We start from the raw sequence: 22,673 nt of genomic DNA, 5'->3' as shown, positions 1-22,673 counted from the left end.
GCGGGGCGGCAACGGGCACGGCGGCCGCGGCCCTCAGACGGCGCGGCTCCGGACCCTCGCCGCATGCCTCCACAGGCGCCCCCGGGCAGCCCCGCCCTGGCCGCAGGGCCGCGATCCGGGCGGCCACGGACCGGGGGCGCACGGATCGGCCGTGCCGGTCCGTGGGGGAGGCCCGCCGGGCCGTGCGGCGTACGGCGGACGGCGGGTGTGCCCGTCAGGAGGCCGGGGGCGGGTCTCCCGGGTCTTTGCGGTCGCGGCCGTCCTTCGTTTCCGCGGGCGCCTCGTCCTGCGCCGGGCCGATGCGGATCTCGAACCCGCCCGCGTACTTCTCGTGGCCCGCGATCACGGCTTCCTCCACCGCCTCCTCGGCGAGTTCGCTGCGGACGATCAGCGGGTCCTGGCGGAGGTCCCGCACGAGGGCCCAGCACATGCCGATCATCACCAGCACGAACGGGGCCGCGACGAGGATCGTCAAGTGCTGCAGGCCCGCGAGGGCGTCGCCCTTGCCCTCGCCGACGAGCAGCATCACGGCCGCCACGCCGCCGGTCACCACGCCCCAGAAGACGACGATGAACCGGTCGGGTTCGAAGGTGCCCTTCTGGGAGAGGGTGCCCATCACGATCGACGCCGCGTCGGCACCGGAGACGAAGAAGATGCCGACCAGGACCATCACGAGCAGGCTCATCACGCCGGCGATCGGGAACTCCTGGAGCACGCCGAAGAGCTGCGCCTCGGGCGTGGTCGCGCCGCCGAGGCTTCCCTGCTCCTTCAGGCTCATGGCCGTTCCGCCGAAGATGGCGAACCAGACCAGGCTCACGGTGCTGGGCACCAGGATGACGCCGCCGACGAACTGCCGGATCGTGCGGCCCCGGCTGATGCGGGCGATGAACATGCCGACGAACGGCGTCCAGGAGATCCACCAGGCCCAGTAGAAGACCGTCCAGCTGCTCAGCCAGTCGGCGACGTCACCGCCGCCGGTGGACGCCTCGGTGCGGCCGATCAGCTGGGGCAGCTCTTCGAAGTACGCGGCGAGGGAGGTGGGGATCAGGTCGAGGACCAGGATGGTGGGGCCGACGACGAACACGAAGACCGCGAGGATGACGGCCAGCACCATGTTGATGTTGGAGAGCCACTGGATGCCCTTCTCCACGCCGGAGACGGCGGAGAAGACGAAGCAGACGGTCAGCACGGCGATGATGGCGACGAGCAGCCCCGTCCCGGCCTTGCTCAGCCAGCCCACCTCGTGCATGCCGCTGCCGATCTGGAGCGCGCCGAGTCCCAAGGACGTGGCGGAGCCGAACAGCGTGGCGAAGATCGCCAGGATGTCGATCACCCGGCCGGGAGCGCCCTCGGCGCGCTCCTTGCCCAGGAGCGGGACGAAGACGGCGCTGATCGTCTGCCGCCTGCGGCGCCGGAAGGTGCTGTACGCGATGGCCAGGCCGACCACCGCGTAGATGGCCCACGGGTGCAGCGTCCAGTGGAAGAGCGTGGTGGCGAGCGCCGTCTGCATGGCGTCCGCCGAGTCGGCGGGGTCGGTGCCCGGCGGCGGAGTGGTGTAGTGCGCGAGGGGTTCGCTGACGCCGTAGAACATCAGGCCGATTCCCATGCCGGCGCTGAACATCATGGCGACCCAGGAGACGGTGCTGAACTCCGGCTTCTCGTGCTCCTGGCCCAGCTCGATCCGTCCGTACCGGCTGATGGCGAGCCAGAGCGCGAAGACGACGAAACCCGAGGCGGCCAGGACGAACGCCCATCCGGCGTTGTGCATGAGGCCGTTCAGCAAGATGTCGGACACGCTCTCCAGCGAGCTGGTGGCCGTGACGCCCCAGATCACGAAGCCCGAGGTCAGCACGGCCGTCACGCCGAAGACCACCCGGTCGGTGACGGGCGCCTTGTCCTCGTGCGGGTGGCGGCCCGGCAGCGCCGCCTTCACGGGCAGGCGCAGCTTTTGCCTCCGTCGGCGTTGCTCCTGAGACACAGGCGGCACCTTTCGCGATCACGGCCCGATTTGGCTCCTCGTATCCCGTACCACGGCGCGCGCATCTGTCCCGGCATCAACAGGCGTCGATGGGGCTCCCCTCGGTGAGGCGATGGGCCGCACGGGTGTCGCACAGCACCGGCACGGGACCTGCCTGCGGCTCCGACGCCACCGCCGAGTCCCTCCGCACCCAGGCCTGCCCGTGCCGTTCATTCCTCCCGCGCTGCCGTCCCCCTGTTTCCAGCACTGCCGAGACGGCGGCCACGAGCCTGTCCCCCGGGCGGCCGACACTGCCGTTCTGCGCGCCGGCCTGGGCGCCCTCCAGGAGGAAGGTGATCTCTGCGGAGACGTCATCGGCGCCCACTTCGGGGCCCGGGACCTGCTGCTGACGCCCACCCTCCCCGAGGTGCCGGTGAAGCTGGGCACCTACGGTCAGGGGGCGGAGCAGGCTGACGGACCGGGCTGGCCGGAGCACCTGTTCCACCGCTCGCCGTTCACCGCCGCCTTCAACATCGCCTTCAACGTCGCCGGCGCGCCCGCGATGTCGGTGCCGCTCGCGTGCGACCCGGCCACCGGCATGCCGATCGGTGTCCGGTTCGCCGCCGGCTACGTACGCGAGGACGTGCTGTTCCGGCTCGCCGCGCAACTGGAGCGGGCCGCGCCCTGGGCGGAGCGCAAGCCTGCCGTACGGGCGGGTTCAGCCCAGCCCGCCCGATCCTGACCGGGAGCCGAGCCCGGGGCAGGCTCCGCACGCCTTCCCCGTTCGTCAGCGGCCAGGTCGGTCGGCGCGGTCGAGCACACCGAGCTCGAAGTCCGAGAAGGGCACCCGCCGCGTGCGGGGCAGCGACACCTCCACCAGCCGACCGTCGTGGATCATCCACAGTCCGAAGCAGTCGTCGTCCTGGTCGTGCACCAGGATCTGCACCGACCACGGGTTCGGCCACGGCAACGACTCAAGATGCGCCAGCAGACCGGTCCAGGCATTGCTGCGGCCGAACTGGACCACCCATGCGTAGCACTTCTCGGACGGCCCCCGCCCCCCATCGAACCCGCCCGGGACAACTGGCGGACGGTGGTCCGGGGCGGGGGGCCGTGGAACTCTGCGTTGGCAGGACGATGGTGGAACGGGCGATCCGTGCGGCAAGGTTGGGGGCCCGGTGTGACCGTCGTGAAGGGGGCCCTCCACATGCACGCAGAAGACGCCGCCGACCACCCCGAAGGGGACCCGGCCCGACCGGCACAAGTGCCGTCCGCCGCGACCAGGGTGACGTGGCGGGAGATGCAGGATCCCCGCGATGGCCCCCATCGCTACGGAGTTCTCAGAGCGCTGTTGGGGGCGGGCATCGACGCAGCCCGGATACAGGTCTTCGAGGACCTGGAGGAGGGCGGCGTCTATTGGGTCGTCACCCTGGACGCCGGGCGCACGGCGATCCTGACCGACGACACCGAGGAACACGTGGGCCACTTGGAGGGGCCGTGGCCCTTCAAGGCCGTGTTCGTCGGACCGGAAGGCGTCCGAACCAAGATCAATTTCTCGATCGACGTCCTCACGGACGGCGTCATCACGTGGTACACCGAGGCCGCCGGTCCCCACCCGGGATCCGCCTGAGCGCTCACGCTCCTCCCGGCCTGCGCCCCGAGCCCGGCGGCTACTCCAGCAGCCGTCGACCGATCAGCTCCATCACTTCCGCGCGGCTGCGCCTGCCGTTGTCGGCGGCGTTGAAGTGGTTGCCGATGCGCACCGAGACGGCGAGCAGGCAGCGGACCTCGACCTCGTCCTCGTCGGGGCAGAAGGCTGAGAAGAGGGAACGCAGGTAGTCCATGCGGCGGTTGTCGACGCGGCGCAGGCGCTCGGCGACGGATGCGTCGCGGCGGGCCCAGTCACGGATCGCGATGTCGGCGGTGGTGCCCCGCACCGGCCCGTCGGTGCTGTCGGCGACGATGTCGAACAGCCGCTGCAGCCTGACCCTGGCCTCTCCCCCGCCGCTTTCCACCTGTTCGATGACGCTTTCGGCGACCTCGTACTCCCAGGTGTCGAGCATCTCGGTGAGCAGCGCGTCCCGGTTGCGGAAGTAGCCGTAGAAGCCGCCCTTGCTGACGCCGAGCGCCTGGGCCAGCGCCTCGATCCGCACGGCTTCGGGGCCGCCGGCGACGAGTGCCCGCAGGCCTTCCTCGATCCACTTTCCGCGGGGTGTGCGGGTCGCGCCCATCGTGTGTGCCTCCTCACGTCCTGCCAAGTATACGGTGGCGTACAGATACGCCTACACTCGATCTATACGCCACCGTATAGACAGGGGTCCGGCCATGCGACTTCCCCGAACCGACCACACCGACCGCCCGTGGCGGATCCACGAGATCGCCGACGACTTCACGGTCGAGGACGTATGGGCGCTGCCCACCCCCGGCGGACCCGACGACCTCGCGCTGCTGGTGCACCAGTTCGCCGAGGGCATCAAGGGCGGGGTGAACGGAGACGGTTTCGTCTCCCGCGTGCTCTTCGCCGTCCGCTGGAAGCTCGGATCGCTGCTCGGCTGGGACGAGCCGGATCCCGACAGCAGTGTCCGGCGGCCGTGCCTGCGTGACCGGTTGCCGGCGGACCTTCGCGACGGTCCGCGGGGCCCGGACCTCGGCTCGTCCCCGTTCACCTCGCTCTACCAGCGGGAGGACGAATGGGCCGCCGAGATGGCCAACAAGACCGTGCAGGCGGTGATGCACATCGGCTGGGTGCCGGACGGGTCCGGCGGCTACCACGGCCAGATGGCCGTCCTGGTCAAGCCGAACGGCCTGCTCGGCTCCCTCTACATGGCCGCCATCAAACCCTTCCGGTACCTCGGGGTGTACCCGGCGCTGATCCGCTCGATCGGCCGCGAGTGGGAGGCCGGCTCCGCCCAGCGGAGCGCGAGCTGACCGGAGGCCGCACTCCGCGGCCGGTACGGCGACCCCGTTCGGTCAGCGGCTCACGGCCTGGTCCACCAGGTACCACAGCACCATCAGGGCCGCCCAGCCCAGGACTCCCAGCGAGCCGAGCGTGATCCCCGTGACGGCCGCGATCCGCCCGGACGTTGCGACCACGCCGCGGCGCATCGCGCGGACGCCGGACACGACGGCGGCGATGCCGAGGGGCAGGGCGAGGAGGACGAGGTACGGCAGGGCCGGCAGGGTGCCGAGCGCAAGGAACGCGCCGGCACCCAGTGCGAGAGAGGCCATGCCGGTCTGGTGTCCGCCTGGCGCATGGTCGAGTTGGTCGGTGACGGTCAGCTGGTCGGTGCTCATGGCGTCCACGGTAGGGCCGGCGCCTCGGCCGCGGTATGAGCGCAGCTACTCGCTCGTCCCTGAGTAGCCGGCCGTGCCGCGACCGACGTCGGCGCCGCACGTCGCAGCCCGTGACCGCGAGGCGCCGGGCCCGTGGCCGCCCATGGGCGGTGGGTCAGGACACCACGGGGGCGGCGTCGACTTCGGTCAGCTTGACCGTGTACAGCCCGCTGCGCTCGCTCTTCACGTCCGTCACCTTGAGCTGGGTACCGGGTGTGAGGATGTACTCTTCCTCCCCGGTGAAGGCGGAGAAGCTCCTGATCCCGACCGCCTGGGCGGGCGTCACCTCGAAGAGCGTCCGCTTGCCGCGGCTGCCCAGGAAGGAGCGGGCCACGTTCAGCTCCGAGGTGCACGAGGAGACGCCCCACCAGGTGACCGTCCGGCCCACCGGGTACTGCGCCCGCAGGTCCAGCGACACACCGCGCCACAGCGGCTTCGTGTGTGCGGGCAGCCCGGCTACCGCCGAGAACAGCAGCCTCAGGTACGGCAGGTAGGGCGTGACCCTGGTGCGGTCCGGGGAGCGGAGGACGGCGTTGATCTCGCGGTAGAAGGCGGACTCGCAGGTGTAGAGGTAGAGCGCGGCGATCGCGTCGGCGGACAGGCCGGTGGACATGTCGTCCGCCCGCCGCTTGCCGAACTCGCGTGAGCGGTCGATGTGTCCGGTGAGCCCGGACAGCGTCGCGGCGACCGGGGCGACGGCGTCCTGGAAATCCATCAGTGGGGTATCGAACACGCCGGTGATCGCGGGGAGGACCAGGCCCTCGTCCTTGACGCTGGTGAGCCGCTCCAGGTACAGCTGGTGCAGGTTCATGGTCGACTCGATGAAGGCGCCCATGCGTGCCGCGACACCCCCGTCCGCCCCGGCCGTGCCCTCGTTCCACCCCTTGCTCGGCAGCCAGTCGATCGCGTCGGCACCCAGGGACGCGAGGGCCTCGTTCACCATGGCGAAGTGGTCGCCCTCGCAGAAGATGTCGCCCTGCGCCGCGGGGTTCGCGTGGTCGATGTGCCGGACCTCGACGTCCGGGTACCTCTCCTGGAGGCGCAGGACGACCCGCTTCAGGTTGCGGGCGTGCGCCCCCCACCAGGCGAAGACGATCCCGCGGTCCTCCTCGTCGGCGTCCTGCTTGGCCTTGAGGATCTCCTCGACGATCCGTTCGGCGACGGGCCGCCAGAACGCCGTGTGCTGGTCGGCACCCATCGCTCCGTCACCGCTGGCGGTGAGAGAGGCGTTCAGCAGCAGCACGCCCTGCGTGAGCATCGCCTGGAACCACTCCGGCGGCTGGACGGTGTCCCGCTCCTTCAACAACGCGCGCACGTCGGCGATGGGCGTCTTCTTCGCGATGCCGTACTTCCACATCGCCGCCGCCTTGATGATGCAGCGGATGCTGACGACCCTGCCGAACGGGCTGTCCTTCCAGTCGCTGAAGGTGTTGTCGAACATGGCTATGCCGGTCGCGCTCTCCGGCCGCGGGTAGGGGTTCTGGCCGAAGGCGACGACCTTCCACTTGTGCGGCGGGTGGGGCTTGAGGGCCTGGAAGGTCAGTTCACGCACCGGAACGACCTCAGGGCTGCGGCCCTTCCCGATGAACCGGGCGGCGTCGGGCAGCGCCTCGATGACCGGCTTCAGGAGCGGGAGCCAGGGCTCGCCGCCGCCGTTGAAGAGTTCGGTGAGAGCCAGGGGGTCGTTCGCGTCGGACTGGGCCGGCGCAGCGCCGTTGTTCGCGTCGGTCACGGGGGAAGAGCTCTCGATCGTCGCGGTCGGGGGATGGACGTGGCCGGCAGTAGGGCCGGCGGGGACGGGAGCAGCGGCCTTCGGCGGCACTATGCGTACGCGCTCCTCGGCGGGGGCGTTCTCGATGCCTTTCAGCTGCGTGAGGATCGTGGCGCGCAACTCGTCGTCGTCCTCGAACCAGTGGTCGTGGAAGAGCGTGTAGCCGGTCCACATGAGGTTGGCGCACACCCTGGCCGGGACCCGGCCGGTCTGTGCACCCATGCCGACCAGCGCCACGGAGCGGATGCTGCCCGGCGCCTGCCGGTTCTGCCGGTGAACGGCCTGGAACGCGGCGGCGCATGCCAGCGCCACGTTCAGTGTGGCACTCACGTTCTGCGAGGACTGCACCATGGTCGGCGTCGATATCAGGTACCGGGGAGTGGTTGCCCCCGACGGGACGCAGACCGCGCTGCCCACCGGGAGGGCTCCGGCGAACCGGTCGCGGATCGCGCGCTGTACACGGAGCTGGATGCCGGATCCGAGGTGACGCTTGATGGCGGCGTCGACGCCGCCGTCCATCCGGCCCCGGGAGTTCGTCGGAGTGACCCAGGCGTCGACGTCCTCTTCGAGGATCGATCCCCTGCGGATCTCGATGCCGGGGGTGTCCGCGAACGCCGCCCGCCACGCCTCCACCACGCGCTCGTTCACGTCCGTCAGCACCACCCTCAGCGCGGGCTGAACACTGCTCTCGGTCATCGTCCTCCTGTCGGGAAACGGCCCTTGCAACACCCCGAACGTAACCGCCGCCACTGACAACCGGGCTCCGGCGAAGCAGTGATGACCAGCCGTCATAGGCTGGGGAAGCACCCCGCCGACCGGCCTGCGGCCACCATCGGGCGTACTGCAGTGGCAGGTGTGTCGCGGCGTGCGTGTCCGAAGACGGCGCGCAAGCTGAGTCCGGCCCGCCGTCCGGCAGATCGCGGGAACGGCGCCGGCAACGTGCTGCGCCGCGCCGGATCACCCGGGCAGCCGTTCACCCCCGCAGCCGCATGTCCGACCGGTTCGCGGGAACCCGGCAGGGCAGGGGGGCGACCGAGAAGGAGGGAACAGGGAACCATGGCATCCGACTCGTCGCCGGTGCCCGCGCCGACCACCACGGGCACCGTCACCACAGCCGTGCCGGCCCGCCTCGACCGCCTGCCGTGGTCCCGGTGGCACTGGATGATCGTGATCGGCCTCGGCACCGTCTGGATCCTCGACGGACTCGAGGTCACCATCGTCGGCAACGTCGCCGGCCGCCTCGCCGAGGAAGGCAGCGGCCTCGACATCACCGGCGCCCAGGTCACCGGCATCGCCGCCGCCCTGTACGTGGCGGGCGCCTGCTGCGGGGCACTCTTCTTCGGATGGCTGACGGACCGCTACGGCCGCAAAAGGCTCTTCATGGTCACCTTGGCCGTCTACCTGGGCGCGACCGCGATGACCGCACTTTCGTTCGAGTCCTGGTGGTTCTTCCTCTTCCGCTTCCTCACCGGCTTCGGTATCGGCGGCGAGTACGCGGCCATCAACTCGGCGATCGACGAGCTGATTCCGTCCCTCTACAGGGGCCGGGTCGACCTCATCATCAACGGCAGCTACTGGCTGGGCGCGATCGGCGGCGCGCTGCTGTCCGTCGTGATGCTGGACACCGACATCTTCCCGAAGAACCTCGGCTGGCGGCTCAGTTTCGCCCTCGGCGTCGTCCTCGGCCTGGTCATCCTGCTGGTGCGCCGGCACGTTCCGGAGAGCCCTCGCTGGCAGTTCATCCACGGCAAGGCGGAGGACGCCGAGGAACTGGTGTCCTCCGTGGAGCACCGGATCGAGCAGGAGAAGGGCGAACGCCTTCCCCCGCCGGCCGGTGAGATCACCATCCACCAGCGCAAGAGCATCGGCTTCGGCCTGATCGCCAGGACGGTATTCGGCCGCTACCCGCGCCGCGCATTCCTCGGCCTGTCGCTCTTCATCGGCCAGGCGTTCCTCTACAACGCCATCACCTTCGGCTTCGGCACCATCCTCACGACGTTCTTCGACGTGCCGACGGGCAACACGGGCTACTACTTCGCCGTCATCGCCGCGGGCAACTTCCTCGGACCCCTGCTGCTCGGCAAGCTGTTCGACACGGTCGGACGGCGGATCATGATCTCCTCCACCTACCTGCTCTCGGGCCTGCTCCTGTTCGGCACGGCATGGCTGTTCGACCGGGGTTCCCTCACGGCGACGACCATGACGGCCTGCTGGTGCGTGGTGCTGTTCTTCGCGTCGGCGGGCGCCTCCAGTGCGTACCTGACCGTCTCCGAGGTCTTTCCCATGGAGACCCGCGCCATGGCCATCGCCTTCTTCTACGCGCTCGGTACCGCGGCCGGTGGCATCAGCGGGCCGCTGATCTTCGCCGGCCTCACCGAGTCGGGGGTGGTCGGCGACACGGCTCTCGCCTTCCGGATCGGCGCCGCGCTGATGTGCGCCGCCGGCCTCGTGGCGGTCTTCCTGGCGGTGAAGGCCGAGCGCCGCTCGCTGGAGGACATCGCCGAGCCGCTGTCGGTGGCGAACCCGGCCCCGGCCGGGCCGGAGTGACCACGTCCGTCGAGCGCGGCCAGGCCAGACCGCTGCAGCCGGACGGTATTCGGGGTTCGGAGAAGCCCGTCATGCCGTCGACGGATTCGTACCGCGCATGGCCCGCCCCGTCCCGCTCGATCACGGTGATGACCTCGCCCTGGTCGCCTCGGGGTCGGCGACCGAGAACTCCGGTCAGCCACTCCAAGCCCTCCGCACTCTGCCGTCCTCGACCTCGAAGTTCAGCCTGCCTTCGAGGTACTCCATGGTCAGGATCGTGCCGGGCGGGACCATGCGCACGGCCGTCCAGCCGCGTGCTCGCGCCCGGCGCTCGGCCTCGCCGGCGTCGAGCCCTACGTAGCGCGCCGGATCGTCGGCGGCGGGTGAAGAAGCGGAAGCAGTCATGCCTCTCACCTGCCCTACCGATCCACAGGCCAACCGACTCGCCGGCAGATGCTGGTCGCGGCGGCCGTCGGAAGCCTCGCCGGAGCGGGACGGCGGCCCGGGCGGCGCGACGGCCGGGGCGGCACGCGAGCGGGCTGCCCTCACCACCGTCGCCCCCTCACCCGACTCCGGTCACGCCTGAACCGACGGGGCCGGGAGCGTGGCGAGTTCGCCCAGGGCGCGGGCCGCCGGCGCCGGGTCGACCAGCCACTTCAGGTGGCTGCCCTCCAGCGTGCGGACGTCGTACGGGTTGTCCGGCGTCAGCTCGTTGCCCTCGCGGATCAGTCGGTCCTGCAGGGCGAGGGGCAGGCTCGCGTCGTCGGCAAGGCGGATGTAGGTCTTCGGGATACGGCCCCAGGTGGCGGCCTGCGCCCGGTCGGCGGAGCCTCCGGCGTCCAGGTTCTCGTCGGGCTGGAAGGTGTTCAGGAAGGTGAGGAACTGCTCGTCGGTGCCGTCGGCGAAGAAGGCCGACTTGAACGCCGCGAGCGAGTCCGGGTTCGCGGTGCGGAAGTTGACGCGGAGCAGGCCGAGGTCGGCAGGGTTCCCGGCCAGCGCCGAAGCGAAGGCAGCGGGGTCGACCCCGGCCATCTCCGGCTCGGCGTAGTAGTCACCGACGTCGAGACGGACCGGGCACCAGGCCGAGACGTAGACGATGCGGTCGATCAGGTCCGGGCGCGCGTTGGCCGCGGCCGTGGCCGTGATGCCGCCGCGGCTGTGGGAGACGAGGATCACGGGGCCGTTCCGCTTGGCCCGTTCCAGGATCCCGATCAGGTGCGCCGCGTTGTCGGCGAGCGTGACGCCCTTGATCGAGCCGGGCGCGGTGGCGAGACCTGCGGGGTCCTGCGGCGTCTGATAGGCGGGGGTGAAGGTCGCCCGGAAGCCGTGGCCGGGCAGGTCGACGGCGACCGAACGGTGCCCGAGGAGGCCGAGTTCGGCCTGGAGAGGCGCGAAGGAGAAGGAGTTCGCGAAGGCTCCGTGAACCAGTACGAAGGTCGGTCGCATCTCTGTACTCACTTTCCGGCCGCCGCGGTTCGGCGGCGGCCATGGCGGGTTCGGGCCCGGGCGCGGCGAGCCGACCGAGGCCGAGGAACGGCCCACGTCCGCAGCACACCGTCCCCCGCTGCGGGGGACGGCCTCGGGCGTGGAACGCGTCACTCGGCCGAGTGCGGTCAACCGCTGCGCCTGGCGGGCGCGGGGCGGACATTCGTTTGATGTCCGGGGATTCACACGGTCCAGCGGAAGGTCATCCGCCGTGCTGCGCGACGAACGGATGTGCCGGCGGCCCTACGCGATCAATCCGACGTCCGCCGCAGGACCAGGCAGAGGAAGCCGAAGCTGTCCCGGTACCCGCGCAGCCACTGCGAACGCTGGGCGGTGGCCGTCTCCAGTACCTGTGCGCCGGCCGGATCGTCCGGGTGGTCCAGGGCCCATGAGGCCAGCGAGCCCCAGCAGGCCCACTCGTAGGCGTCCAGCTCACTGCGGGTGCTGACATGGCCGTGAACCGGGGTCCATCCGTCGGCGACGACGCAGTCGACCGTGGTCGCGAGGTCGGCGAGGTCACCGAACATCTCGACGGCCGCTGCCGAAGGGGCGCGGTCCCAGAACGACTCACCGATCAGGACGCGTCCTCCGGGAGCCAAGTGCTTGCGGGCCGCCGCGAGGGTGGGGAGGAGACCGCCGAAGGCATGCGTGGCGCCGACGCTGATCACCAGGTCGAACGGTTGCTCCGAGACGAAGTCCGCGGCTTCCTGGTGGTGGAGGACCAGGCGCTCGTCGACTCGGAGTTCGCTCGCTGCCCGGCGGGCCTCCATCAGGGCGACTTCGGAGACGTCGACGCCCTCGGCGTGCAGGTGCGGGCGGGTCTCCAGAGCACGCAGAAGCCATTCCGCTGTGCCGCATCCGAGGTCGAGCACTCGCTCGTCGCCCCGCGGGAGTCCGCGTTCGAGCAGCCGGCTGACCGAGTCGTCCTCGAGCGGGGACTTTATCGGGTGGTCGGCATGGGCGATCATGGAGATCTGTTCGCGGCTCACCGGCGCCGCGTGCCCCGTGTCGAGGAGCAGCTTCGCGGCCACCACCGCCCCGTCGGTGCGGATCGTGTCGGCGACGGCCTTCGCCCGTGCTTCCGTCTCGGGGGTCAGGGCCGTCCTGAGTGCGGCGGACAGGGACGAGAAGGTCGGGGTCGGGCCGTCGTGTGCCGCGCCGATGCCCAGGTCGGCCACGCGCGCGGCCCAGTGCGGCTGGTCCACGAACTGGGGTATGACCACCTGGGGTGCACCGGCTCGGGCGGCAGTGGTCGTGGTGCCTGCGCCGCCGTGGTGCACGACGGCCGCGACCCGGCGGAACAGGGACTGGTGGTTGACGTCGCCGACGGCGAAGCAGTCCTGCGCGTCGTCCACCAGGCCCAGGTCTGCCCAGCCGCGGGAGACGAGCACGCGCCGGCCCAGCGCGCGGGCCGCCTCGACGGTCGTCCGGGCGAGGTCGGTGGCTGTGCTCATGGGCATGCTGCCGAACCCGACGTACACCGGTGGGGTGCCGGCGTCCAGGAACGCTTCCAGGTCGGCGGGCAGGGGGCGTTCGTCGGGCAGGATCCATGCGCCGGTCTGTACGACGTCGAGGTCGGTCAGGTGCTCCCACGGGCCCAGGACCGGGTCCACCGCCAGCCACGGACGTTCGGTGAAGACGTGGTCGCGGACGTTGTCCACCGGTGCGAGACCGATCGCCGCGCGATGGGCGTTGAGGGGCTTGAGGTAGAGGGCGTTGACCTTCTGGGCGTCCAGGTCCCACAGCGCCCGGTGGTCGGTCGTGCCGGGCGGAGCCGGCGGTCCGGGCCGCGGTGACGGCTCGTAGTGCGCGGAGGGCATCTCGAACGGGTGGAAGCCCGCGTACACGTAGCGGATCCCCAGCTTCTCGGCCACCGAGCGGGCGCCGGCCGGCATCAGACCGCTCGCCACCAGTACGTCACAGCCCTCGGCCGCCTTGCCGACCGTGTCGAAGTGCGCGGCGACCAGCTCGGCCGCGAACGCGGCCGCATCCGACGGCGGCGCTCCCGTCCGCAGCGCGCGCACGTCCCGCCCGAAGGGCACCAGTTCCGCGCCGACACCGGCCAGCAGTTCCGCGAACTCCTCGTCCGGCGGTGCGCACACGCGTACCTCCGCGCCGAGTATCCGCAGCTGCGCCGCCAGTCCGGCCAGCGGTGCGATGTCGCCTCGCGATCCGTACGCCATCAACAGCACACGCATGTCGTATTTCTCATTTCTGTGGATGCCGGCCTCGGCCGGTGATGGTGCGACAGGATCCGGGTCTTCCGGGTCTTGCCTCAGGCCCCTCGGGGAGGGTTCCGTGGGCGAGGTCAGGTCGCGGGCACGTCGAGCTGCAACTCGCGGGTGCGCCGATAGGAACGGAATCCCAGTCGGTGGTTGACGGCCAGCATGTGGACGTTGTCGTCGGCGTTGTCCGTCTCGATCTCGACGACGCCGGGGTGCTCGGCGCGCAGACGCCGCACCATGGCGGCCTTGACCCACAGCCCGAGGCCGTGGCCGCGGTGCGCGGGCACGACCGCCGTGTCGTACTGCTGGGCACGCGGCCCGGAGCCCTGGGGAAGCAGGATCTCGGTGTAGCCGGCCATGGTGCCGTCGTCGTGGACTGCCGCGACGGTCAGCAGTGTGTCGCCGCGGTCGGCGATCACCTTGGCCATGGCGCGGACGCGGTCGGCGTCCCACGCCACACTGCCGTAGTCCAGGTCGCCGACGGGCATGTCGTTCATCGCGTTCTTGGCCGAGGCGAAGGCGTCGGCGAGCTCGTCGGGAACCGTGCCGGTCCATCCGGCCAGCCGGTAGCCGGGGGGCGCGGTATCGGTGATCTGCGGCAGCTCGGCCGCGGGCCGCTCGTCGAGGCGCAGCATGAGGTGATCCAAAGTCAGTGCCCGGCGAAAGCCCCACCGTTCGCTGAAGGCTTCGCCCGGGCCGTCGGCTGCGGCTGCCGCGATGAGGCTGCGCCGGTTCTCGGTGAGGCAGGCCTCCACGACCGCCGACAGCAGGAGGGAGCCGGTGCCCAGGCGCCGGTGTGCGGGGTCGACGTGCAGTTCCAGTTCGGCCAGGTGCTCCTGGCCCGGGGAGGTGAACACGCGCAGGCCGGCGACGCCGACGGGGACGCCGTCCGCCCCGCTGGCCAGCCAGGTCAGCCGACGGCTGCCCAGAGCGGGCTGGGTGAGCTGGGCGTGGATCTGTCCGGGGGCTGGGGCCGGTACTCCGGGCAGGTCGTGGTTCATCGAGGCCGCGACGACCTGATGCCATGCGGCGGCCTCGGCGGCCGAGAGGCGCTCGAGCGGTTTGACATGTACAGATGTGGACAAGGTGATGGCTTTCGTGGTCGAGTCGGTCGTGCTTCGGGATGCCACGAGGGCGTGTTCGCGTCGGCCGACAGGCCGCCGGGGCGCCGGGTGAGGCGGCGTCAGGCCGCAGTGCCCGGACTCCAGCGGTCGAGAGCGGCGTACGCCGGGATCCACCGGGCGGTGCAGGCGGCGTACGCGGGTGCGGGCAGTCGGGCGAGGAGCCGCTCCGCCGTCGGTTCGTCGGCGCCGTCCAGCAGCCACGGCAGCAGCAGGGGGGCGTTCCGGTCGATGCGCTGATCCTGGACGCGGCCGAAGTGGTCCCACTGCTCGGATGTCAGCACCCGCTGGACCAGCGGGAGGGCCGCTTCCTCCTCGTGCTCGAGGTGACCGGCCAGGCCACGGGTCAGCGCGTCGGCAAGCTGGCCCACCCGCAGCGAGCCGGCACCGGGATCGGTCAACGCGCTGTCGATGGCCCGGATCACCGGGGTGATGGCGGCATGTTCGGCCTCCATCACCTCCAGCAGCGCCAGGTCCTTCGGCCGGCCGGCCAGGTTCTGCCGCAGCGGCGGCCAGAGGGCCTCGTCCTCGGCCGTGTGGTGGGCACGGAGAGCCTTCTTGAACAGCGTCCAGCCGGCAGCGGTGGCCAGCACCTGCCGCGGGTCGCGGTCCGCGGCGGTGGTGACCCGGTCCAGAAGGGCCAGTTCCCGGCGCAGGGCAGCGTGCATCGCGTACATCACGGTCAGGTCGATGGCGTCGCTCATGGGCAGTTCGTTCCGGTGTCCTCGCCGGCCCCAGCGTCGTCGTGGCTGCGGGCGAGACGTGCCGGCAACGGGACGGAGGCGGGGGCGGGGCGCCTCGTCCCGTCCGACCGTGGGAACGGGGGGTCCGGCACGCGTGACTGCATGCCCTCAACGATCTGGCGGTTCGCGCGTATGATCAAGGAACACTTGTGCGCGGTTCGATAACCGCTGGGTTATCGACGGAGGGCCGGGGGGCCGGTGGAGCTGCGGGACATCGAGATCTTCCTGGTGCTGGCCGAGGAGCTGCATTTCGGCCGGACCGCGCAGCGGCTGCACGTCTCCCAGGCGCGCGTCAGCCAGGCCATCAAGAAGCAGGAGCGGCGCATCGGTGCCGAGCTGTTCGCCCGCACCAGCCGTACGGTGCACCTGACGGAGGTCGGCCGCCAGTTCCGCGACGATCTGCAACCGGTCTACGCGGGTCTGCACGAATCCCTGGAGCGGGCCCAGCTGGCGGCCCGCGGCATCACCGCACAGCTCCGCGTCAGCGTGATGCCCTTCAACGTCGCCGATCTGCACCCGTACTGGAAGGCGTTCCGCGCGCGGTACCCGCACTGGGGACTCCAGATCCGCCAGGCAACCTTCACCGATGTGTTCGGCCAGCTCCGCAGCGGTGCCATGGACGTCATGGTCGTCTGGCTGCCGGTGGAGGAACCGGACTTCACCGTCGGACCGACCCTGTGCACCGACTCGCGGATCCTCGCCGTGGCCGCCGACCACCGGCTCGCGGAACGGGACTCGGTGCCACTGGAACTGCTCGCCGACTTCCCGCACGGCACTGCCCACGGCCTGCCGGACTACTGGGAGGACAGCTACCTGCCCTTCCACACCCCGCGAGGCCGGCCGATCGAGCGCATCGCGTCCGCGGCATCGGACAACGCCGATCAGCTGATCAGCCACGTCGGCATGGGCGATATCATCCACACCTTCCCCGGCCATGTCACCAGGCACTGGGGCATGTCGAACATCCGATGGCTCCCCCTCCCCGAGATGGCAACCCTGCACTTCGCTCTGGTCTGGCGGACCGAAGCCGAAAACGACCTCGTCCGCGCTCTGGCAGACACGGTCCGAGACCTCGGCGTGTTCCGCTTCTGATGAGACGTGCGGCGCGCGGTGGACGTACCTGTGGGGCGGGCGCTTCGTAGCCGCCGTAAAGGGCGCGCGGCCCGCGGCGACCGGTGGGCACTCTGAACCCTGCTGCTGGCCGCCCTGTTGAAGGCCACGTGACGTAATCCCGTGGGGCGCGATCCAACGCCTCCTGGGGGCAGATCGCCTGGATGGCACTCAGCTGGCCCCCGTACCCCATCACGGCTCGTAGCCGAGGCCCCGCACCATCATCCCAGCCACTGGCCACGCATGGCTGGATCCGTTCGGTTCCGCCGGACCGGCCTGGCCCCACAGGGCTGGTGAGGGTTCGAGCAGGGCATGCCTTCTGTCGGAGTCGCGACTCACGAGGGGGCGGGCCGATGACGGTCAATACCGGGCTCGGGCGTGGACGTACGGGAAGGGGCGCCCGCCTCATGCTGCGACTGGCTTCGGTGGCTGCCGGCGTGGCGGTGGCCGCGCTCTTGGTCGTCGACTTCCGGCTGACCGGTTCGGCAGGCCGGCAGGTGGTCGTGGTGGCGCTGATCGCCGCCTTCGTGAGCGCAGGCGTATGGGCGGCGTCGAGCCTGACGGCTCTCTCCATGCGGCCCTCCCTGCGACGGGCCCGGGGGCTCCTCGAGGAGGAGCCCGACCTCTGGGGATCGGACCGGGAGTTCTTCGCCCCGGTGCGGCGGCTGATGTTCCTCGGCGTGCTGCAGACCCTGGTCAACCTGCTGATCCTGCTCACTGTGTATCCGCTCGCCCTCTGGGCCGGCGTACGGATCTGCGGCGCCGCGGGTCTGTCGGCGCGCCTGACCGGTCTGTGGCCGGTCTTCGTCTCGGGGCTCCTGGTGGCGGCCGTCGCCACCACCGCCGGGCCCTTCTTCGCGCTGTTCCGCCGCCGCACCAGCCGTGCGGCCGCGCACTCGCTGGCCGCCGTACTGCTCAATGCCGCCGGACTGGCGCTCGCCTCGCTCGTGCTGGACGGCGTCCGGCTCGACTCTGCGCCGGGGTGGCGGCAGGCGCTCGCCCTGTGCGCCGTGGCGTCCCTCTTCATGCTGCCGCGCATCACGCTGTCCCTGCCCGTACCCGGAATCGCCTCGATCGTCCTCGTCGCCTACCACTGCCTGGTGTTGTGGCTGATCTGCGCGGCCTTCGCGTTCGTGGACCCCCGTCTTCACGCCGACGGCTTCTGGCAGCTGGCGGGGGCCGCCGCGATCATGTGGGCGGCTGAGTGGCCCGCGCGCCTGGCCGTCGCTCGCGCGCAGGGAGCCGCCGCCCAGCCTGCTCCCGTCCTGCCCGATCCGTTCCCGCCGGATCACGGGTTCCCTTCCGGCCCGCTGTACTGAGGTCCGCAGGGCGGCCGGCTGCTCAGGAGCCCCGAGGGGGCGGGGTGGAACGGGAGCGGGTGTTCCGGATGTGCGTCCCCGCCCGGATCACTGTCGGGACCAGCGGTCCGTGAGCGTCGCGATCGAAGCTGCCGTCCGGTCGAGCTTCCCGTCGTCACTCCGGACCGATTTGTTCAGTTCGATGTGCAGGAAGCGGACGTTCTCCGCGGCGGCGACCAGACCCTGCTCGTTCTCCCTGCCGGTGAGCTTGCACCGCTCGGAGTACGCCCTGCAGACGTTCAGGCCGTCGCGCCGCAGCGCTGCGGCCAGTTCCTCGGCATCCGCCACAGCCTTGTCGCCGACGCCCGTGGAGACGACGGCGTCGCGCCCGGGAAACGAATCATTCGCGAATCCGTGCAGTTGAACCCCCGGAAGGTTTCGGCGCATCAGCTCGTCGACCACGCTGTGGAAGATCGAGTCGGAGTGGTGTGCCATGTCCGCCGCACCGTCCTTGCCGGCGTTGCGGTGGGCTCCGGCGAGCACCATCACCCCGCCCGGGGCTCCGCGCAGCACCCGTGCCCCCAGGTGTTCGGTGCGGGCGTCGGCGACGGGGTGAGGGACCTGCACCGACCAGCGCGGAGGGTGGTCGAGATCGACGTACACCCGGCCCCAGCCGCGGTTGGTGTGGCCCGATTCACTCACCCGGTCCGCCACCTCGGCGTACCGGCGTCCGCTGACGGCGTCGGTGACGGTGCGGAGGGTGAAGTCGATCTCGGTCAGGCCGGCCCGCGCCGCTTCCTGATCGCCGTCGAGCAGGTGGGCGACGGCCCCGGTGAACGCCAGCCGTTCCCGGTCGGTGGGGACGCGGTATCCCCCGCGCTCGTCCAGGCCCGCGGTGAACCGGGCGATCTGCTGCTCCAGGTCACTGCCGGCGGACGACTGTGGCGCGGGGCCGGCAGGGCGGATCGGCGGTGCGCTTCTCGACCCCATCACCAAAAGCACCAAAACGGCACAAACGGAAACGGAAACGCCGCACAGAGCCGCAATCGTTATTCGCGTGGTCGATGAGGCGCTCATAGTCGTATGAGAATATCGGAATGATGTCCTCCGGTTCCCCTCCCACCGCTCTGCCGTTCGGCCGGCCCGTCCCCCCGTCCGGATCCTTCCCGGCCGGCAGCGGCGCGTCCCGCCGCCGGGCAGGCGTGCGAGCCGCGGGGAACTACCGCGGAGCCGCGCCCCACAGGGCGGACCGGCCCGCCCCGGGCTGATGCGCCGGGCCCTGCAGGCCGTCTCCGCGCACCCGCAACACCGTATCCCCTGATCATCACTCCCTCGGCCGCACCGGCTCCAGGACAGAACAAAGAGGAGCCAGCGTTGGCCGCGTCGCGATCGAGGCGGCACCGGACACGCCGTCGGGCCGACATGTCACTGCTGGGCGGCATCCGTCCGCCCATCGCCTCCCTGTCCGCCCTGCTGCTGGCCCTCGCCGCCCTCACCGCCTTCCAGCTCGGACACGTGGGCAAGGCGACCGTACCGCCGGCCGTCCTCACCTCTCAGCAGTACTTCGCGGAGGATGGCGCCATCGCCCTGCGCGCCTCGCTGGACGAGAGCATCACGGACATCGGCCGGACCGCCTCCCTGTTCCGCTCGGGCGAACCGGTCTCCCCCGACTCCGTGCTCGACAAGCTCGGCAGCGTCTACCAGAAGTGGCGCGGCATGGCCGTGATCGAGATCAAATCGGGCCGCCTGGAGGCGCAGCGCGGCGAGAACCTCCCGCTGACCGCCCTGGACCTGACCGCCCTGAACACGGAGTCCGGCCTCGCCCCCCGCATGGTCCGGCTGGAGAACGGCGAGACCCGCCTCCTCACTCTCGCCCTGCTGTCCTGGCCCGACCGCCCCCAACAGCTACTGGTCGCCTCCAGCAGCCTGAAGGTCCCGGGCGTCAGCCTGGGCAAGTCCCGCGCCATCGCCGTGCTCGACGCGTCAGGCCAGGTCCTGGGCAGCGACGGCATCGGCAGCTCCGAGCAGGAGAAGAAGCAGCTCAAGAAGTTCGCGAAGACCGTCGCGCAGAAGGGCCGGCAGCACCCGCTCCAGGCCAAGGAGCCCGGCTCCGGCGGCTTCGCAGGCGTCAGCGGCAGCCTGCTCGGGGACTCCAAGGCCGGCCACCGCTCCGTGGCCGGCTACGCGAAGCTCACCGGTTCGCAGCCTGGTGTCGGCACCGACGCGACCGCACTCGGCCTCACCGTCGTCTCGTTCGTCGGCGTCGCCGAGGAACGCTCCGCAGCCGTCGACTCCGTCTTCTGGATCGCCGCGGCCGGCGCCCTGCTGGTCCTCGGCGCGCTCGCCGTGGCCCTGCTCGTGGTCACCGTGCAGCGCCCGCTGCTGCGGCTGTTCCTGGAGAGCCGCCGGATCGGCCGCGGCGAGTTGAACCGGCCCGTCACCGTGCCCAAGTACGGCGAGGCCGCCCGCATCGGCGCCGCCCTCGACCGGCTGCGCCGCCAGCTCCTCGGCGAGCCCGGGGCGGACGTCGAGGGCCCCCGCCCCGGCCGCCGCGCACGCATCGGGACCCGCGCCCTCATCGCGGTGTGCGGGATCCTGCTCCTGGTGTGGTCCGCGCCGCTCCTGCTGACGCTCAACCGCGCGGGGGCCTCCGTAGCGGTGCCCCAGACCATCGTCGACGACCAGCGCGAACGCACCGACACCCTGGCCGACCGGGTCCGCCGCGCCCTCAACGAAGGACACGCCGACCTCACCTCCGTCGCCTCCGTCATCGACGGCAAGACCACCCCCGCCGAGATGACGAAGGTGCTGGAACGCACCCGGACCCAGCACGGACGCTACGAATCCCTCTACGTCCTGCAGGCCGACGGCACCGTCATGGCCCGCGCCGGCGGCAAGCCGCGCCACCCCGCCGGCAAGGGCCCCTCGGAGCAGCCCGTCACCCTGATCGACAGCGGCAACCAGCCGGTCATCACCGAATACGCCGCTGCACCCGGCCTGGGCGGCGCGGCGGTGGTCGGCGAACTGCGCATCGACTTTCTCAACGCCCTGCTCAGGCGGCCGGGACTGGGCGAGGTCCGCGTCGTCGACGCCAAGCACCGGGTGATCGGCGGCAACAACGGCTACCTGGCCTTCCAGGCGCTGTCGGACGCCGAGCTCGACGCTCTGGTGACCGGCGCGAACGAGAAGACGGACAAGGGCCCGCGCCCCCGCAGCGCCCTGCTCCGCGACGGCGGCGTCTCCATCGCCGCGGCGGCGCCGATGACCGGTGGGGGCGTGGCTCAGCCCCTGGACTGGACCGTCGTCACCTGGCAGCCGGCCAAGGGCCTGGAGATCCCCGTGTACACCGCGCAGAACCGCACCGTGCTGGCCGGACTGCTCGGCCTCACGGGCGCCGCGGCCTGCCTCGGCTGGATCCACATCATCGTGGTCCGGCCGCTGCGCGCCCTCGCCGAGCGCGCGGAGGCCCTCGCCGACGGCGACCGCCGCACCGTCCTCTACCCGACCCACCACGACGAGGTCGGCGCCGTGACCCGCAGCCTGGAAGTGATCCGGCAGCAGCTGCTGGAGCAGCGGAGGCGGGACGCTGCCGCCGGCAGCGCCGGCCATACGCCCGGCCGTGCCACCCCGGCCGGAAGGAACTGATCCACCGTGCTCTTCCTCTACTGCGTGCTGCTCTTCTGCTGCCTGGTCATGCTCGTCGCGGGCATCGTCGAGCAGCGCCGGCACTACGCCAACCTCTCCCAGATACCGAACCGGGTGCTGGTCAACGGCATCCGCGGCAAGAGCTCCATCACCCGGCTGTGCGCGGGAGCCCTGCGCGGCGGCGGGCTGCTGACGGTCGCCAAGACCACCGGCACCGCGGCCCGCTTCATCCACCCGGACGCCACCGAGGAGCCCGTCTACCGCAAGTTCGGCATCGCCAACGTCGTCGAACAGATCGGCATCGTCCGGCGTGCCGCCGCCTACCGGCCGGACGCCCTGGTCATGGAGTGCATGGCGGTCATGCCCGCCCTCCAGGAGATCAACCAGTCGAAGCTGATCCAGTCGACCATCGGCGTGCTGTGCAACGTCCGCGAGGACCACGTCGCCGAGATGGGCCCGACCCTCGACGACATCGCCCGTTCCCTGTCCCGCTCGATGCCGCACGGCGGGATCTGCGTGACCGCGGAGAAGGAGCGCTTCGACGTCCTCCAGCAGGAGGCCGACGCGAGGAACTGCACCCTCGTCTACGCCGACCCCGACACGGTCAGCGACGAGGAGCTGCGCGGCTTCAGCTGGTTCACCTTCAAGGAGAACGTCGCCATCGCGCTCACCGTCGCCGACCTCCTCGGCGTCGACCGCGAGACCGCCCTCCAGGGGATGTACGACGCCCCGCCGGACCCGGGCGTGCTCTCCGTCGAGCGGTACGTGGCCCCCGGCGGCAAGCGCCTGCGCTTCGCCAACGTCTTCGCCGCGAACGACCCCGAGTCGACGCTGATGAACATCAACCAGCTCCTCGACCTCGGCGCCGTCGACCGCCCCCTCAACGTCGTCATCAACTGCCGCCCCGACCGCGTCGAGCGCAACGGCCAGATGGGTCAGATCGTCCCCGACCTGATGCCCGACAAGGTCTTCGTGATCGGGCACCCGGCAAAGAGCGCCATCGACGCCATCCCGGCCGAGTGGCGTGGCCGCGCCGTCGACCTCGGCGGCGACCAGCGCGACGGCGATGAGTTCATGCACGAGCTGCTCGGCCACCTCGGCGAGAGCTCCTCGCTGGTCGCCATCGGCAACATCCACGGCCAGGGCGAGATCCTCCTGGAGCACCTGGCGGAACTGCCCGGCTTCGAGGAGGAGCCCGAGGAGGCGGCCCCGGCCCGTGAGCCCGCCACGCCCTGGCAGCCCGCGCCCGTGCAGCCGCCGTTTGCCGCGCGCCTCGACCCGTACGCGGACCTCACCGCCGCGCAGGAGGCCCGCTTCACGCGGCCCCCCGTGCCTCAGCAGTACGTCCACCCGCAGCAGCAGCCGTACGTCCGGCCCGCCCCCCAGGGGCAGCTGCCGTACCCGCATCAGGGCCCGTACCCGCCGCTGCCGGAGGAGTCACGGCCACAGGGGCCGTACC

Annotated in this window: 19 protein-coding genes and 1 pseudogene; 8 read left to right on the top strand and 12 right to left on the bottom strand. The window is 71.1% G+C overall.

Annotation, left to right across the window (positions count from 1 at the left end; translation table 11 throughout):
- Positions 1–214 precede the first annotated feature (214 nt).
- Positions 215–1,978, bottom strand: coding sequence for a BCCT family transporter (locus PV721_RS25965; RefSeq protein ID WP_416371184.1), 1,764 nt, complete (start codon positions 1,976–1,978; stop codon positions 215–217).
- A gap of 202 nt (positions 1,979–2,180) precedes the next feature.
- Between PV721_RS25965 and PV721_RS25960 the strand changes: the two genes are divergently transcribed.
- On the top strand, positions 2,181–2,699 hold the full coding sequence (locus tag PV721_RS25960; protein WP_416371183.1) for an amidase family protein: 519 nt from the start codon (positions 2,181–2,183) through the stop codon (positions 2,697–2,699).
- A gap of 45 nt (positions 2,700–2,744) precedes the next feature.
- Here PV721_RS25960 and PV721_RS25955 read toward each other — a convergent pair whose 3' ends face one another.
- Entirely contained in the window at positions 2,745–2,984 is a 240-nt protein-coding gene (locus PV721_RS25955) for a hypothetical protein (protein WP_319728199.1), read from the bottom strand.
- A gap of 180 nt (positions 2,985–3,164) precedes the next feature.
- Between PV721_RS25955 and PV721_RS25950 the strand changes: the two genes are divergently transcribed.
- Positions 3,165–3,587: a hypothetical protein gene (locus PV721_RS25950; protein ID WP_319728197.1), complete on the top strand. Its 423-nt coding sequence runs from the start codon at positions 3,165–3,167 to the stop codon at positions 3,585–3,587.
- Positions 3,588–3,627: 40 nt separating this feature from the next.
- On the opposite strand, the gene PV721_RS25945 is transcribed toward PV721_RS25950, so the two are convergent.
- On the bottom strand, positions 3,628–4,188 hold the full coding sequence (locus PV721_RS25945) for a TetR/AcrR family transcriptional regulator (protein WP_319728196.1): 561 nt from the start codon (positions 4,186–4,188) through the stop codon (positions 3,628–3,630).
- 94 nt (positions 4,189–4,282) lie between these two features.
- On the opposite strand from PV721_RS25945, the gene PV721_RS25940 reads away from it, so the two are divergent.
- A complete protein-coding gene (locus tag PV721_RS25940) occupies positions 4,283–4,885 on the top strand; it encodes a DUF2867 domain-containing protein (RefSeq protein WP_319728194.1) in 603 nt (200 codons plus the stop codon).
- Positions 4,886–4,927: 42 nt separating this feature from the next.
- On the opposite strand, the gene PV721_RS25935 is transcribed toward PV721_RS25940, so the two are convergent.
- Together PV721_RS25935 and PV721_RS25930 are read right to left on the bottom strand one after the other, a co-directional pair.
- Positions 4,928–5,251 carry a hypothetical protein gene (locus PV721_RS25935; RefSeq protein ID WP_319728193.1) on the bottom strand — a complete coding sequence of 108 codons (324 nt, stop codon included), beginning with the start codon at positions 5,249–5,251 and terminating at the stop codon, positions 4,928–4,930.
- A gap of 154 nt (positions 5,252–5,405) precedes the next feature.
- A complete protein-coding gene (locus PV721_RS25930; protein WP_319728192.1) occupies positions 5,406–7,757 on the bottom strand; it encodes a macro domain-containing protein in 2,352 nt (783 codons plus the stop codon).
- Between the two features lie 360 nt (positions 7,758–8,117).
- On the opposite strand from PV721_RS25930, the gene PV721_RS25925 reads away from it, so the two are divergent.
- Positions 8,118–9,608: an MFS transporter gene (locus PV721_RS25925; RefSeq protein WP_319728191.1), complete on the top strand. Its 1,491-nt coding sequence runs from the start codon at positions 8,118–8,120 to the stop codon at positions 9,606–9,608.
- A 174-nt stretch (positions 9,609–9,782) separates the two neighbouring features.
- Here PV721_RS25925 and PV721_RS25920 read toward each other — a convergent pair whose 3' ends face one another.
- From PV721_RS25920 to PV721_RS25895, 6 genes and pseudogenes are all read right to left on the bottom strand, one after another.
- Positions 9,783–9,992, bottom strand: a complete 210-nt coding sequence (locus PV721_RS25920; RefSeq protein ID WP_319728189.1) for an I78 family peptidase inhibitor — start codon at positions 9,990–9,992, stop codon at positions 9,783–9,785.
- A gap of 171 nt (positions 9,993–10,163) precedes the next feature.
- On the bottom strand, positions 10,164–11,033 hold the full coding sequence (locus tag PV721_RS25915; RefSeq protein WP_319728187.1) for an alpha/beta fold hydrolase: 870 nt from the start codon (positions 11,031–11,033) through the stop codon (positions 10,164–10,166).
- A 290-nt stretch (positions 11,034–11,323) separates the two neighbouring features.
- Positions 11,324–12,061 (bottom strand): class I SAM-dependent methyltransferase, encoded by a 738-nt coding sequence (locus PV721_RS25910; RefSeq protein ID WP_319728200.1) that lies wholly within the window; start codon positions 12,059–12,061, stop codon positions 11,324–11,326.
- 18 nt (positions 12,062–12,079) lie between these two features.
- Positions 12,080–13,270: pseudogene (locus tag PV721_RS25905) on the bottom strand (glycosyltransferase); the annotation flags it as partial.
- Between the two features lie 110 nt (positions 13,271–13,380).
- Positions 13,381–14,382 (bottom strand): GNAT family N-acetyltransferase, encoded by a 1,002-nt coding sequence (locus tag PV721_RS25900; protein ID WP_319728186.1) that lies wholly within the window; start codon positions 14,380–14,382, stop codon positions 13,381–13,383.
- 98 nt (positions 14,383–14,480) lie between these two features.
- Positions 14,481–15,122 (bottom strand): hemerythrin domain-containing protein, encoded by a 642-nt coding sequence (locus PV721_RS25895; RefSeq protein WP_319728185.1) that lies wholly within the window; start codon positions 15,120–15,122, stop codon positions 14,481–14,483.
- Between the two features lie 237 nt (positions 15,123–15,359).
- On the opposite strand from PV721_RS25895, the gene PV721_RS25890 reads away from it, so the two are divergent.
- A complete protein-coding gene (locus PV721_RS25890; RefSeq protein WP_319728183.1) occupies positions 15,360–16,253 on the top strand; it encodes a LysR family transcriptional regulator in 894 nt (297 codons plus the stop codon).
- A gap of 425 nt (positions 16,254–16,678) precedes the next feature.
- Positions 16,679–17,590, top strand: coding sequence for a hypothetical protein (locus PV721_RS25885; protein ID WP_319728182.1), 912 nt, complete (start codon positions 16,679–16,681; stop codon positions 17,588–17,590).
- 87 nt (positions 17,591–17,677) lie between these two features.
- On the opposite strand, the gene PV721_RS25880 is transcribed toward PV721_RS25885, so the two are convergent.
- A complete protein-coding gene (locus PV721_RS25880; RefSeq protein WP_319728181.1) occupies positions 17,678–18,559 on the bottom strand; it encodes a hypothetical protein in 882 nt (293 codons plus the stop codon).
- A 432-nt stretch (positions 18,560–18,991) separates the two neighbouring features.
- On the opposite strand from PV721_RS25880, the gene PV721_RS25875 reads away from it, so the two are divergent.
- Positions 18,992–21,214, top strand: a complete 2,223-nt coding sequence (locus tag PV721_RS25875) for a HAMP domain-containing protein (protein ID WP_319728180.1) — start codon at positions 18,992–18,994, stop codon at positions 21,212–21,214.
- Between the two features lie 6 nt (positions 21,215–21,220).
- On the top strand, positions 21,221–22,673 hold a 1,453-nt coding region (pgsB, locus tag PV721_RS25870), incomplete at its 3' end, for a poly-gamma-glutamate synthase PgsB (protein WP_319728179.1).

It is taken from the genome of Streptomyces sp. MB09-01, from assembly GCF_033794505.1.
GTDB lineage: Bacteria > Actinomycetota > Actinomycetes > Streptomycetales > Streptomycetaceae > Streptomyces.
This window is presented reverse-complemented; position numbering and strand designations above follow the sequence as displayed.